At 71.1% G+C, this 12,953-nt stretch carries 15 protein-coding genes; 5 read left to right on the top strand and 10 right to left on the bottom strand.

Going from position 1 to position 12,953, the window contains the following annotated elements; genetic code table 11:
• Nucleotides 1–5: 5 nt before the first annotated feature.
• The gene (locus ACZ5VC_RS26000; protein WP_469122409.1) at nt 6–785 is read right to left on the bottom strand and encodes an alpha/beta hydrolase; all 780 of its coding nucleotides are present in this window, start codon (nt 783–785) and stop codon (nt 6–8) included.
• A gap of 115 nt (nt 786–900) precedes the next feature.
• Here ACZ5VC_RS26000 and ACZ5VC_RS26005 point away from each other — a divergent pair, with 115 nt between their 5' ends.
• The 3 genes from ACZ5VC_RS26005 (at nt 901) to ACZ5VC_RS26015 (ending at nt 3,337) form a co-directional block, all read left to right on the top strand.
• Nucleotides 901–2,055, top strand: coding sequence for an adenosine deaminase (locus tag ACZ5VC_RS26005; protein ID WP_469122410.1), 1,155 nt, complete (start codon nt 901–903; stop codon nt 2,053–2,055).
• 129 nt (nt 2,056–2,184) lie between these two features.
• Entirely contained in the window at nt 2,185–2,541 is a 357-nt protein-coding gene (locus ACZ5VC_RS26010; protein ID WP_469122411.1) for an ATP-binding protein, read from the top strand.
• 82 nt (nt 2,542–2,623) lie between these two features.
• Nucleotides 2,624–3,337: a hypothetical protein gene (locus tag ACZ5VC_RS26015; RefSeq protein ID WP_469122412.1), complete on the top strand. Its 714-nt coding sequence runs from the start codon at nt 2,624–2,626 to the stop codon at nt 3,335–3,337.
• Between the two features lie 31 nt (nt 3,338–3,368).
• Here ACZ5VC_RS26015 and ACZ5VC_RS26020 read toward each other — a convergent pair whose 3' ends face one another.
• The 5 genes from ACZ5VC_RS26020 to afsQ1 form a co-directional block, all read right to left on the bottom strand.
• Nucleotides 3,369–3,569, bottom strand: coding sequence for a PspC domain-containing protein (locus tag ACZ5VC_RS26020; protein WP_468708095.1), 201 nt, complete (start codon nt 3,567–3,569; stop codon nt 3,369–3,371).
• A gap of 91 nt (nt 3,570–3,660) precedes the next feature.
• Complete coding sequence (locus ACZ5VC_RS26025) at nt 3,661–4,227, bottom strand: VanZ family protein (RefSeq protein ID WP_469122413.1); 567 nt, start codon at nt 4,225–4,227, stop codon at nt 3,661–3,663.
• Between the two features lie 190 nt (nt 4,228–4,417).
• Nucleotides 4,418–5,050, bottom strand: coding sequence for a hypothetical protein (locus ACZ5VC_RS26030; RefSeq protein WP_469122414.1), 633 nt, complete (start codon nt 5,048–5,050; stop codon nt 4,418–4,420).
• Nucleotides 5,047–6,579: an ATP-binding protein gene (locus tag ACZ5VC_RS26035; protein ID WP_469122415.1), complete on the bottom strand. Its 1,533-nt coding sequence runs from the start codon at nt 6,577–6,579 to the stop codon at nt 5,047–5,049. Before ACZ5VC_RS26035 ends, ACZ5VC_RS26030 begins: the two co-directional genes overlap by 4 nt.
• Nucleotides 6,580–6,625: 46 nt before the next feature.
• Complete coding sequence (gene afsQ1, locus ACZ5VC_RS26040; RefSeq protein WP_468708088.1) at nt 6,626–7,303, bottom strand: two-component system response regulator AfsQ1; 678 nt, start codon at nt 7,301–7,303, stop codon at nt 6,626–6,628.
• Between the two features lie 171 nt (nt 7,304–7,474).
• Here afsQ1 and ACZ5VC_RS26045 point away from each other — a divergent pair, with 171 nt between their 5' ends.
• Nucleotides 7,475–8,218, top strand: a complete 744-nt coding sequence (locus tag ACZ5VC_RS26045; RefSeq protein WP_469122416.1) for a SigE family RNA polymerase sigma factor — start codon at nt 7,475–7,477, stop codon at nt 8,216–8,218.
• A gap of 157 nt (nt 8,219–8,375) precedes the next feature.
• Here ACZ5VC_RS26045 and ACZ5VC_RS26050 read toward each other — a convergent pair whose 3' ends face one another.
• Nucleotides 8,376–9,083 carry a uridine kinase gene (locus ACZ5VC_RS26050; protein ID WP_469122417.1) on the bottom strand — a complete coding sequence of 236 codons (708 nt, stop codon included), beginning with the start codon at nt 9,081–9,083 and terminating at the stop codon, nt 8,376–8,378.
• A 52-nt stretch (nt 9,084–9,135) separates the two neighbouring features.
• On the opposite strand from ACZ5VC_RS26050, the gene ACZ5VC_RS26055 reads away from it, so the two are divergent.
• Nucleotides 9,136–9,369, top strand: a complete 234-nt coding sequence (locus ACZ5VC_RS26055) for a hypothetical protein (RefSeq protein ID WP_469122418.1) — start codon at nt 9,136–9,138, stop codon at nt 9,367–9,369.
• Between the two features lie 75 nt (nt 9,370–9,444).
• On the opposite strand, the gene ACZ5VC_RS26060 is transcribed toward ACZ5VC_RS26055, so the two are convergent.
• From ACZ5VC_RS26060 to deoC, 3 genes are read right to left on the bottom strand one after another with little or no spacing between them, the layout of a single operon-like run.
• The gene (locus ACZ5VC_RS26060; RefSeq protein ID WP_469122419.1) at nt 9,445–10,353 is read right to left on the bottom strand and encodes an aldehyde dehydrogenase family protein; all 909 of its coding nucleotides are present in this window, start codon (nt 10,351–10,353) and stop codon (nt 9,445–9,447) included.
• Nucleotides 10,346–11,791: an aldehyde dehydrogenase family protein gene (locus ACZ5VC_RS26065; protein ID WP_469122444.1), complete on the bottom strand. Its 1,446-nt coding sequence runs from the start codon at nt 11,789–11,791 to the stop codon at nt 10,346–10,348. Before ACZ5VC_RS26065 ends, ACZ5VC_RS26060 begins: the two co-directional genes overlap by 8 nt.
• Before the next feature lie 12 nt (nt 11,792–11,803).
• The gene (gene deoC, locus ACZ5VC_RS26070) at nt 11,804–12,778 is read right to left on the bottom strand and encodes a deoxyribose-phosphate aldolase (protein WP_469122420.1); all 975 of its coding nucleotides are present in this window, start codon (nt 12,776–12,778) and stop codon (nt 11,804–11,806) included.
• Nucleotides 12,779–12,953 lie beyond the last annotated feature (175 nt).

The raw sequence follows: 12,953 nt of genomic DNA on the forward strand, positions 1-12,953 counted from the left end.
GGCCCCTACGACCGCAGCGACCGCCCGAACCCGGCCGCCAGAGGCATCCGCAGCCCCAGCGGCGGCGGCGCCGCCAGCGCGTCCGCGACCGGGCGGGCGTACGGGCGGGTGAAGAGCGAGCCCAGGACGAAGTCCGCCGCCAGGGACAGGACCTCCGTGTGGTGCTGGCGCAGCGCGTGGCCGTCGGAGTGGACCTCGAAGCGGCAGGTGTCGCGATTGGCCTTCTTGGCCCGCTCGGCCAGCCGGAAGGACAACTCCGGGTCCGTCCGCGCGTCGTTCGTGCCGTGTACGACCATCACGCGCCGCCCGACGAGCTGCCGCACCGGCTCCGGCTCGGCCGCCACGTCGTCCTCGGGCAGCCAGGGAGCCATGGCCAGCACCGAGTTGACCGCCGTGTGCCCCGCCGACCGCAGCGCCGCGCGGGCGCCCATGCCGTGGCCGGCCAGACAGACGGGGACGTCGCCGTAGCGCCGTACGACCTCCGACACCGCCCATGAGGCGTCCGCCGCGAGCTGCGCGTCCGTGCCGTTCCAGCCGCGGCCCCGGTAGCGCACCACATGCGCCACCAGGCCCTCCGCCCCGCCCGCCCGCACCAGTCGGCGGGCCAGTGGCAGCACCGCCGCGTGCGCCAGCGCCGAGGCGCCGCGCGCCGACGCCGCCTCGCCGTCCGGCAGCAGCAGAACCACCCCGCCGACCTCAGCCGACGCCGTGCCCCTCGCCCTGATGGCCCGCCCCAGCCGGGGTTTTCGCGTACCGGTCGTGCCCACGAGTGCGTAGTGCGCCATGGCAGAACAGTCTCAGAAGCCGAGGTGTACGCCACCCGTCCGCGCGGTCACTGTTACGTATCGACAAGCGGTGCGAGGAGGCGCTCTCTACGCGCGTAGGGGCTAGAGTGCCGAAATGACGAGCCAGACCCTCAACGTCCCCACCACGGACCAGATCGGCCGCGCCCCGAAGGTGTTGCTCCACGACCACCTCGACGGCGGACTGCGTCCCGGCACCATCATCGAGCTCGCCCGGGAGACCGGCTACGACGGGCTGCCCGAGACCGAGCCCGACAAGCTCGGCATCTGGTTCCGCGAGGCCGCCGACTCCGGCTCGCTGGAACGCTATCTGGAGACCTTCGCGCACACCTGCGCCGTCATGCAGACCCGTGAGGCCCTCGTCCGCGTCGCCGCCGAGTGCGCCGAGGACCTCGCCGAGGACGGCGTCGTGTACGCGGAGGTGCGCTACGCCCCCGAGCAGCACCTGGAGCATGGCCTCACCCTCGAAGAAGTCGTCGAGGCGGTCAACAAGGGCTTCCGCGCCGGCGAGCGGCGCGCCAGGAAGAACGGCCACCGCATCCGCGTCGGCGCCCTGCTCACCGCGATGCGGCACGCCGCCCGCGCCCTGGAGATCGCCGAACTCGCCAACCGCTACCGCGACTCGGGCGTCGTCGGCTTCGACATCGCGGGCGCCGAGGCGGGTTACCCGCCCACCCGCCACCTCGACGCCTTCGAGTACCTCAAGCGGGAGAACAACCACTTCACGATTCACGCGGGCGAAGCCTTCGGGCTGCCGTCCATCTGGCAGGCGCTCCAGTGGTGCGGCGCCGACCGTCTCGGCCACGGCGTCCGCATCATCGACGACATCGACGTGGCCGAGGACGGCACGGTGACCCTCGGCCGGCTCGCCGCGTACGTACGCGACAAGCGCATCCCGCTGGAGCTCTGCCCGACGTCCAACCTGCAGACGGGGGCCGCCTCCTCGTACGCCGAACACCCCATCGGCCTGCTGCGGCGTCTGCACTTCCGCGCCACCGTCAACACCGACAACCGGTTGATGAGCGGCACGAGCATGAGCCGTGAATTCGAGCTGCTGACCGAGACGTTCGACTACACCCTCGACGACATGCAGTGGTTCACAGTCAATGCGATGAAATCAGCGTTCATTCCTTTCGACGAACGCCTTGCAATGATCAATGACGTGATCAAGCCGGGTTACGCCGAGTTGAAATCCGAATGGCTGTTCCGTCAGACCGCCGCGACCAGCGGTTCTGTCACCGATGTGAGCTGATGGGCGCCTCTGAGAGCGGCCGGGAGACACGATTCCCGGCCGCTTTCAGGTGTTTGCGGCCGGGTAGATCCACTGGCTAGCTTGCAGAGTCGCTCATCATTCCCCGAATTCCCTCAAGGACGAATCTCGATGAAGCAGTCTGCCGCCAAGACGCTCGGTGCCGCCGCCCTCGGTGCCGCCTTCGCCGCTGCCGCCGCCGGTTCGGCGTCCGCCGCGTCCCTTCCCGACGCCTCCTCCCTCGAGACAGTGACGGGGAAGCTCCCGGTCGCGGAGGTCCTCTCCAGCCTTCCCGCGGGCACGGCCGAGTCGGTCACGACCGGTCAGCAGGTCCTCGCCAACGGCGCCCGCACGGCGCTGCCCCTCGTCGGCCAGCAGGCGACCACGATCCTTCCGTCCGCCGACGGTATCGGTCAGCTGACCGGCGTCGCCCAGGCCACCGGCCTCCTCGGCGGCCTGCCGCTCAACGGCGTTCCGCTCGCCGGCTGACACACCGGCCATCCGTGGGGCACACCCCCGTACAGGGCGTGTGCCCCTTGGGGTCTGTGCCACGATCCGTCACGATCCGTCCATGAACGCGAAGTCAGTCGGACTGTCCGCGCCGATCATCAGGGCCTGCGTCGTCCCGGCCCTGCTTCTCGTGAGCGCCTGCACCAGTGCGCAGGAGAAGCCCCAGGGTGACTGGTACACCGCCAAGCCCCCCGCGAAGAGCGGCGATTCCCCGCTGAAGTCGGCCGCGCTCGTCACCGGGGACCTGCCCGGCTACCAGGTGTCCACCCAGAAGAACCCTGCCGCGCCGGCCGGGCGGCCCACCGCCGACACGCCGCGCTGCCAGGCGCTCGCCGACGTCATGGGCGACCGGCCGAGCCCCGACGCCCGCGACACGGTCAACCGTGGCCTGGGCTCCCAGAAGCGCCTCGGCCTCGCGATCTCCGCCTCACTCAGTTCGTACCCGCCCGAGCACGCCCGCCGGCTCCTCGCCGACCTCCGGGCCGCCGTCGCCGCGTGCCGCTCGGGCTTCACGGCGACCCTCCAGGGCCAGAGCGGCCGGTACTCCGACGTGCGCGCCGTCTCCCAGTCCGCGGCCGGCGACGAGATCGTCAGCTGGACCACCACCGGGGCCACCAAGGGATTCAAGGCGCCGATCCACATGGTCGTGATCCGCTCGGGCTCGACCGTGGCCCGCTTCATGGCGCTCGACATCGCGGACCGCACCGACCCGCGTGTGCCCACCGAGGTCATCGACAAGCAGCTGGAGAAGGTGTCCCGGATGCGCGCCGACTGAGCCGGCCGTTGCCCCGAGGGGCAGACGGGGGCTACCAGGCGGTGGAGGCGGTCTTCTCGGAGGGCAGCAGTATCCAGAGCGCCAGGTACAGCAGGAACTGCGGCCCGGGCAGCAGGCACGAGGCCACGAAAATCACACGCATCGTGGTCGCCGAGGTGCCGAAGCGCCTCGCCAGCGCTGCGCACACTCCGCCGATCATGCGTCCGTCACGGGGGCGAGCGATCGCGGCCATGGTGATCTCCTCGAGAGTCCTTCGTGGGAGCCGCTCCGTCGGGCTCCCGATGACTCCATACTCGCCCTGGCCAGGGGGACGAAGCGTCGCTCTACGGGGCGATCCCGACCCTGGGAATCGTCGGGGTCGACCCCTGAGGCGTGTCCTCCCGCAGCAGGGCCGCCCCACGACCGCGCCTGGTCCGCGGGGTGGAGCGCCGGCGGCGGCGCAGCCGCGCCCGGCCCGCCGGGACGACGGCGAGGTGGGCGAGGGCCACCCCGGCGGTGTTCAGCAGGAGCGAGTCGATGTCGACGACCTGTCCCGGCACGCCCGTCTGCAGCAGCTCGATCCCCAGGGACACCAGCGCGCCCGCGGCGACCGTACGGGCCAGCGAGGCCCACGGCGACACATGGAGACGGCCGGCCGCGAGCGGCAGCAGGACACCGAGCGGGGCGAGCAGCAGCACCCCTTCACCCAGGCGCCGGGCGGCCTCCGTGGGCCCCAGCGCGACGTCCGCCTTGATGCCGGCGAGCGGTTCCAGATTCGGCGCCGTCACCCAGGCGACGTCCAGTGGGCGCAGCGTGAGCCATCCCACGAGCAGCAGATGCGCGAGGAGGAGGAGAACCCCCGCCACGCGGTAGTGGATGACGGCACTGCCGGCCGAGCCTTGACGCTGCACGCCCCCCAAGACGCGGCGGGCGGCGGGATCGGTTCCGTTCCCTCGCGTGAAGCCCGCCCGAAGCTCCCGGGAAGGCCCGGAGAACCCCGGGGCCGCGGGACGGGCGGGACGGGACGGGCGGGGCGGGACGGGCGGGACGGGCGGGACGCGGACAGGGCCCGCGTACGGGGACGGCGAGGCGCGACCGGGACTACGGCCCGGAGGGCGACGGCACGGTGGCCACGAGCGGCAGCGCCGACTCCGGGTTCTCCTTGATCCCCCCGGTGCACTTGTAGCCGTGCGCCGGATAGTCGCCGGGGCCGCCCAGGACGACCGTCCCGTCGCTGCCCGCGAGCACGTTGTCCGCGAAGGTGCAGACGATCTGGGCCAGAGCGGTGGCCGGCAGGTCCTCCGGCTGCCGGGACAGCCGCAGTGTGCCCTCGGGATCGCGCTTGCGCCCCGCGGACACCGTGAGCGCCCCCTTCACCGACGAGGTGAAACCGGCGTTCCGCTCGGCCTCCGACGGCTCCGCGCGCAACTCGTCCACCAGCACCTGGGCGAACGCCGGACGTTTGCCGGCGGTCTTCTCGGCGCTCTCCTCCGGCAGCGTCACCCGCTCCACCGCCTCCAGCTGCGAGGCGCACACCAGATAGACGCGCACTGCCACGCCGCTCCTCGGCTGCGCGGTGGCGGCGCCCTTGCCCGCGATGCTGCACGGCACCCGCGAGGGGGCTGCGCCCGCGTCGACCGGTACGGACGTGGTCCTGATCCCGCAGCCGGACGCGACGGCGGCGAACGCCGCCATCCCGGCCAGGACGACGGCCCCACGGTGACGGGCGCTCACTGCTCGTCCCCCTCCTCTTCCCCCTGGCTGCTGCGGGTCTGGAGCCCGGGCTCGATCCCGGACGCGTCCCTCGGCAGCCGCAGTACGAACACCGCGCCATCGCCGTCCGGCGAGTTCGCCGCGCTGATGGAACCGCCGTGGATCAACGCGTTCTCCATGGCGATCGACAGCCCCAGGCCGGAGCCCTCGGAACGCGGCCGCGACGCGCTCGCCTTGTAGAACCGGTCGAAGACATGCGGCAGGACGTCCTCGGGGATGCCCGGCCCGTGGTCACGCACCTCGATGACCAGCTCGTCGTCCTCCATCCGCACGGCCACCCGCACCGGCGAACCACCGTGCTTCAGCGCGTTGCCGATCAGGTTCGCGAGGATCACGTCGAGGCGGCGCGGGTCCAGACGCACGACGAGACCGCGCTCGGCGTCCAGCTCGACCGCGTCCAGCCAGGCGCGTGCGTCGATGCACGCCGTCACCTGGTCGGCCACGTCCACGTCGTCGAGGACCAGCCGGGCGGTGCCCGCGTCGAAGCGGGTCACCTCCATCAGGTTCTCCACCAGGTCGTTCAGCCTCCGCGTCTCGCTCACCACCAGGGCGACGGCCGGCGCGATCATCGGGTCGAGGCTGTCCTGCTCGTCCTCCAGCACCTCCGTGACGGCCGTCAGAGCGGTCAGCGGGGTGCGCAGCTCGTGCGACATGTCGGCGACGAAACGGCGGCTGGACTCCTCCCGCGCGCTCATGTCCGCGACCTTCTTCTGCAGCGACTCGGCGGCGCTGTTGAACGTCCGTGACAGCTCGGCCAGTTCATCGGTGCCGGAGACCCGCAGCCGGGTGTCCAGCTTCCCCTCGCCGAGCCGCCGCGCCGCCTCCCCGAGCCGGTGCACCGGCCTCAGTACGGTCGTGGCGGCGGCCTGCGCCAGCAGCGCCGAGCCGAGCAGGGCGAGCCCGGTGGCGATCCCCAGCGACCAGGCGAGCGAGTTCAGGTCCTGCCGCTCCTGCTCCAGGGACTTGAACATGTAGCCCGTCGGCCCGCCGTTGATGATCCTCGTGCCGCCGACCAGGTACGGGGTCCTGCCGCGCTGGGTGCGCAGCCAGAAGAGGTGATACGCGTACCGGTTTCCCTCGACGAGGGGCCGCTCGGTGTTGACCGCCTCCTGGAGCGACTCGGGCACGTCCTTCAGCGTGAAGACGTCCGGGTCCGACGCCCCGATGATCGGCTTCCCGGCGTCCCGCTCGCCGAGCAGCAGCACGCTGTACCCGGCGCCGCTCGCCATCTGCTCCGCGGTACGCCGCAGATCGTCCTCGGCGGGCCGCACCGGCAGGGCCGCGGCGCGGTTCTGCATCTCCTGCCGGAAGTTGTTGAGCGCCGAGTCCTGGGTGCGGGTCAGCACGGCTTCGCGGTTGAGCCAGTAGGCGATCCCGGAGGCGGACACGGCGGCGGTCAGCGCGACAAGGGCGAAGACGACGACGAGCCGCAGCCTGAGGCTGGTGAACCGAAGGCCCGCGAGTATCGCCTTCTTCGCGCCACCGCTCACTGTTCTGTTTCCTTGCTCGCTTCTTCGCGCGCGTCTTCCACGCGTCTCACGAAGGGACGTCCAGCCGGTAACCGACGCCTCTGACCGTACGGATGAGGGTCGGCGAGGACGGAACGTCCTCCACCTTCGCCCGCAGCCGCTGTACGCACGCGTCCACCAGACGCGAGTCGCCCAGGTAGTCGTGCTCCCACACCAGCCGCAGCAACTGCTGGCGGGACAGGGCCTGTCCGGGGCGGCGGCTCAGTTCGAGGAGCAGCCGCAGCTCGGTCGGCGTGAGCTGGAGGTCCTCGCCGTTCTTGGTCACCGTCATCGCCGACCGGTCGATGACCAGCGAGCCGAACGTCGCCGAGTCCGTGGACTCGCGCTCGCCCCGGCGCAGTACGGCCCTGATCCGCGCGTCGAGCACCCTCCCCTGCACGGGTTTCACGACATAGTCGTCCGCGCCGGACTCGAGTCCGACGACCACGTCGATGTCGTCGTTGCGCGCGGTGAGCAGGATGATCGGCAGCTGGTCGGTGCGCCGGATACGACGGCACACCTCGAAGCCGTCGATGCCGGGCAGCATCACATCCAGCACGATCAGGTCCGGCCGCTGCTCGCGCAGCAGCTTCAGGCCGTCCTCGCCCGTCGCCGCGGTGGCCACTCGGTGGCCCTGGCGTGACAGGGAGAGTTCGAGGGCCGTGCGGATGGCGTCGTCGTCCTCGATCAGCAACAGGAAAGGCACGGACGTCATTCTGGCCCATGGGGGAGCGGTAATTCGACCGCAGGAGCGCTCCCGCCCGGTTCCTCCGCCTGTGACAGGCCTGTGACAGTCGACGGACACCGTTATGAACTGCCGGGGGCAAGCTCATTGGCACAAGGAACCGAGCAGACTCCAACCGACGGGGGGCGCGAGATGAACGCACTGCACAGCACCACCTCAAGCGCAGTTGTCACGCGTCTCCATGACGTCACCAGGAGCACGGAGAAGTCCGGCGCGGTGAACGGGCGGGGGTGCGTTCGCAGCGCCGGGCGTCAGCACAAGGCGCCGTACATGGTGGCCGTGACTGACGGGGGAACGGCGTACGGGGAGGTCCGGGGGGACGGACTGGGATCCCCCTCCCCGGAGGCGAGCCGGTCGGAAGCGGAGTTCACCGCCTACGTCCAGGAACGACGCGCCTCCCTGTACGCCACCGCCTACCACCTGACCGGGGACCGTTTCGAGGCCGAGGACCTGCTCCAGAGCGCGCTGTTCTCCACGTACCGCGCCTGGGACCGGATCAGCGACAAGGCCGCGGTGGGGGGCTACCTCCGCCGGACGATGACGAACCTGCACATCAGCGCGTGGCGGCGGCGCAAGCTCAACGAGTACCCGACGGAGGAGCTGCCGGAGACGGCGGGCGACACCGACGCGATGCGCGGCACGGAGCTGCGCGCGGTGCTCTGGCAGGCGCTGGCCCGCCTTCCCGAACTGCAGCGCACGATGCTGGTCCTGCGCTACTACGAGGGCCGTACGGATCCGGAGATCGCGGAGATCCTGGACATCAGTGTCGGCACGGTGAAGTCGAGCATCTGGCGGTCGCTCCGCCGGCTGCGGGAGGACGAGGTCCTCAGCTTCGGCCGTGACGAGGAGGAGTCCTTCGGCGAGCTGGTGGCCTGAAGGCAACGGGGGAAATACGGGGGAGCACGGGGTCGTACGTACGGGGGCGTACGCCGGACCCACGGGGGAAACACAGCGGGGCTGGACAGGCCGGGGGGACCTGTTCAGCCCCGCTGTTTCGTGTGTGCCCGCCGTGTGTGAGCGGCGGGGCGGACACTTACTGGGCGGGCTCGTGCGCCGCGGGCATCCGGCGGCGGCCCGCCGCCGCGGCCGCCACGCGACCCAGTGCCTCGTTCTTGGCGCAGGGATGCGCGCCGAGCGCGGTCTGGCGGGTGACGATGGCGCGTTCGGCGCGCATCAGGCGCCAGCCCCGGCGCAGCAGGAACGGCACGGACTTGCGGCCCTCCCTGAGGTCCCGCAGCAGCCGGCGGCGGAAGGTCGTCGAGGGGCGGCCGCGCAGGCACAGGGCGTCCGCGAGGACCCCGAGCTCCTGGCAGCGCCCGACGATGTCCGCCGCGAAGATGCCCTCGGCGATGAAGAGGGGCGTCCGCGCGATGTCGAGCGCTTCGCGGTCCACGCGGGCGCTGGTGGCGATGTCGTAGACGGGCACCTCGGTCCGGCCCGTTCGGCACAGCTCGACGATGGCGGCGACCGCCGCGTCGGCGTCCCAGGAACGCGGGGAGTCCCAATCGATGTCCGTGCTCCCCGCGACGAGCGGGAGCGTCGGGTCGTCGCCCTCCTTGTAGAAGTCGTCGAGTCGCAGCACGGGCAGCCCGGTGCGGGCGGCGAGCGACGATTTACCTGAGCCGGAGGGGCCCGCGAGCAGCACGACGCGGGCCGGGAGGGGTTGGGGACTCACGGGACACCAGTGTGAACCATCGACCCGTGCGGGGGACCCCTCCGGGACGTCGTTGGTAGCGAGCATCACACCTCGACTACCCTCAGTACGCGCACGATCACCCAACGACAGGACTTCGATGGCTCGGCACGCATTCGTCCAGGCCCAGCACCTCGCGCTGCTCCGGGCCGGTCTCGCCGTGACAGTGGCCGGCGCGGTCCTCGGCATGGGCGCGGGCGGCGCCCAGGCCGCGCCTCGGCCCCTCGCCGGTCCTGCGGGCCCCGGTCAGGCGCTCACCGGCGCCGTGGGACACACGACGGACCCGGTGGCCGGCGGGGGCGCCGGGGGTGCCGCGGAACTCCTGCCGGGCTAGAGGGACCGCCGCCACGGCGAGAGGGCCCCGGGGGCAGTACGCCCGCGGGGCCCTCTTCGTGGGCTCACGCCGTGATCAGTACGCGGAACCGGACGCGCCCAGGGAACCCGTCGGGTGCCAGACGGTCTTCGTCTCCAGGAAGGCCGTCAGGCGGTGCGTGCCGGGGGGCTCGGTGAAATCCACAGCCTGTGGACGCAGTACGCGCTTCAGGTTGTCCGCCGCGGCGATCTCCAGCTCCTTCGCCAGGGACTCGTCGGCGCCGGTCAGGTCGATCGCGTTGACGTCCTGGTGCGCGGCCAGCGGGGCCGCGATCTCGGCCGTGCGGCCCGAGAGGATGTTGACCACACCGCCCGGCAGGTCGGACGTGGCCAGCACCTCGCCCAGCGACAGCGCCGGGAGCGGGGCCTTCTCGGACGCGATCACGACCGCCGTGTTGCCCGTGGCGATGACCGGCGCGATCACGGAGACCAGGCCGAGGAACGACGACTCCTGCGGGGCGAGGACGGTGACGACACCGGTCGGCTCCGGGGTGGAGAGGTTGAAGTACGGGCCCGCGACAGGGTTGGCCCCGCCGACGATCTGGCCGATCTTGTCCGTCCAGCCCGCGTACCAGACCCAGCGGTCGACGGCCGCCTCGACGACCTCGGCCGCCTTGGACTTGGACAGGCCCTCGGCGTGCGCCACCTCGCGCACGAACTGGCTCTTGCGGCCCTCCAGCATCTCGGCGACGCGGTAGAGGATCTGGCCCCGGTTGTACGCCGTCGCGCCCGACCAGCCGCCGAAGGCCTTGCGGGCCGCGACGACCGCGTCACGCGCGTCCTTGCGGGAGGCGAGCGGCGCGTTGGCGAGCCACTTGCCCTTGCCCTCCGCGCCGGCGGCTGATGTTGCTGTGGTCACTTCGTACACCCGGCCGCTTTCGGAGCGGGGGAACTTGCCCCCGACGTAGAGCTTGTAGGTCTTGAGGACACTGAGCCGATCAGACATCGAGGTACGCCTCCAGGCCGTGGCGACCGCCCTCGCGGCCGAAGCCCGACTCCTTGTAACCGCCGAAGGGCGAGGTCGGGTCGAACTTGTTGAACGTGTTGGCCCACACCACACCCGCGCGGAGCTTGTTGGCGACCGCGAGGATGCGGGAGCCCTTCTCCGTCCAGATGCCGGCGGACAGGCCGTACTGGCTGTTGTTGGCCTTGGCCACCGCCTCGTCGGGCGTACGGAACGTCAGCACCGAGAGCACCGGGCCGAAGATCTCGTCGCGGGCGATGGTGTGCGCCTGCGTGACATTGGTGAACAGCGTCGGCGCGAACCAGTAACCGGTGGACGGAAGTTCACAGCTGGGGGACCAGCGCTCGGCGCCCTCCGCCTCGCCCTGGTCGGCCAGCGTGGTGATACGGGCCAGCTGCTCGGCCGAGTTGATCGCGCCGATGTCGGTGTTCTTGTCCAGCGGGTCGCCCAGACGCAGCGTCGACAGGCGGCGCTTGAGGGAGTCGAGCAGCTCGTCGGCGATCGACTCCTGGACCAGCAGACGCGAGCCCGCGCAGCAGACCTGGCCCTGGTTGAAGAAGATTCCGCCGACGATGCCCTCGACGGCCTGGTCGAGCGGGGCGTCATCGAAGACGATGTTCGCGCCCTTGCCGCCCAGCTCCAGGGTGACCTTCTTGGAGGTGCCCGCGATCTGGCGCGCGATGGCCTTGCCGACGGCGGTCGAGCCGGTGAAGGCGACCTTGTTCACGTCCGGGTGCTCGACGAGCGCCGCGCCCGTGTCCCCGTAGCCGGGCAGGATGTTGACGACACCCCTCGGCAGACCCGCCTGGCGGCAGATGTCCGCGAAGAACAGTGCGGAGAGCGGTGTCGTCTCGGCCGGCTTCAGGACGACCGTGTTGCCGGTCGCGAGCGCCGGGGCGATCTTCCACGCGAGCATGAGCAGCGGGAAGTTCCAGGGGATGACCTGGCCGGCGACACCGAGCGGTCGGGGGTTCGCGCCGTAGCCGGCGTGGTCGAGCTTGTCGGCCCAGCCCGCGTAGTAGAAGAAGTGCGCGGCGACCAGCGGGAGGTCAGCGTCGCGGGTCTCCTTGATCGGCTTGCCGTTGTCCAGCGTCTCAAGGACGGCCAGCTCACGGCTGCGCTCCTGGATGATCCGGGCGATACGGAAGAGGTACTTGGCGCGCTCGGAGCCCGGCAGCGCGGACCACTTCTCGAAGGCCTTGCGGGCCGCCCTCACCGCGCGGTCCACGTCCTCGGCGCCCGCCTGGGCGATCTCGGAGAGAACCTCCTCGGTGGACGGCGAGACGGTCTTGAAGACCCGGCCGTCGGCGGCCTCGGTGAACTCGCCGTCGATGAAGAGCCCGTACGACGGGGCGATGTCGACGACGGAGCGGGACTCGGGCGCCGGTGCGTACTCGAATGCAGAAGTCTGCTTGTCCATGGTCATGGGGTCTCAGTCCACCGTCACGTAGTCAGGGCCGGAGTAGCGGCCGGTCGCCAGCTTCTGACGCTGCATGAGCAGGTCGTTCAGCAGCGAGGAGGCGCCGAAGCGGAACCAGTGGTTGTCCAGCCAGTCCTCGCCCGCGGTCTCGTTGACCAGCACCAGGAACTTGATGGCGTCCTTGGTGGTGCGGATGCCGCCCGCGGGCTTCACGCCCACCTGGACGCCGGTCTGCGCGCGGAAGTCGCGCACGGCCTCCAGCATGAGGAGCGTGTTCGCCGGGGTGGCGTTGACCGCGACCTTGCCGGTCGAGGTCTTGATGAAGTCGGCGCCGGCCATCATGCCGATCCAGGAGGCGCGGCGGATGTTGTCGTACGTCGACAGCTCGCCGGTCTCGAAGATCACCTTGAGGCGGGCGGGGCCGCACTCGGCCTTCACGGCCGTGATGAGCTCGAAGGTCTCCAGGTACCTCCCGGCGAGGAAGGCCCCGCGGTCGATCACCATGTCGATCTCGTCGGCGCCCGCGGCCACGGCGTCACGGACGTCCGCGAGCTTCACGGGGAGCGCGGCGCGGCCGGCCGGGAAGGCGGTGGCGACGGAGGCGACCTTCACGTCCGCGCCGTTCAGGGCGGCCTTGGCGGTGGCCACCATGTCCGGGTAGACGCAGACCGCGGCGGTCTTCGGGGTCGTACGGTCGGTCGGGTCGGGGTTGACGGCCTTGGCGGCGAGGGCCCGGACCTTGCCCGGGGTGTCCGCGCCTTCGAGCGTCGTCAGGTCGATCATGGAGATGGCCAGGTCGATGGCGTACGCCTTGGCGGTGGTCTTGATCGAACGCGTGCCGAGCGCCGCGGCGCGAGCCTCCAGGCCGACGGCGTCGACGCCGGGCAGCCCGTGGAGGAAGCGACGCAGCGTGCTGTCGGACGCGGTCACGTCGGCGAGTGGAGTACCTCCCACGCCGAAGGCCGTGGGGGAGGATGCAGTGGGCATGGTCACCAGTCGAGCATATCTACGCGCGTAGCGACCTGTACAGTCCCCGGCTTTCCAAGGAGGCGAAGTCGCAGGTGGTCGCGGGTGGAGTGAGTCCTGTCACATGCCTGTGACATGGAGCGGACAACTCCTCTACGCAAGATCATTAAATTTCTTCCTGCAGCCCCGCCCCACC

The sequence above is a fragment of the Streptomyces sp. NPDC033174 genome (assembly GCF_055577795.1).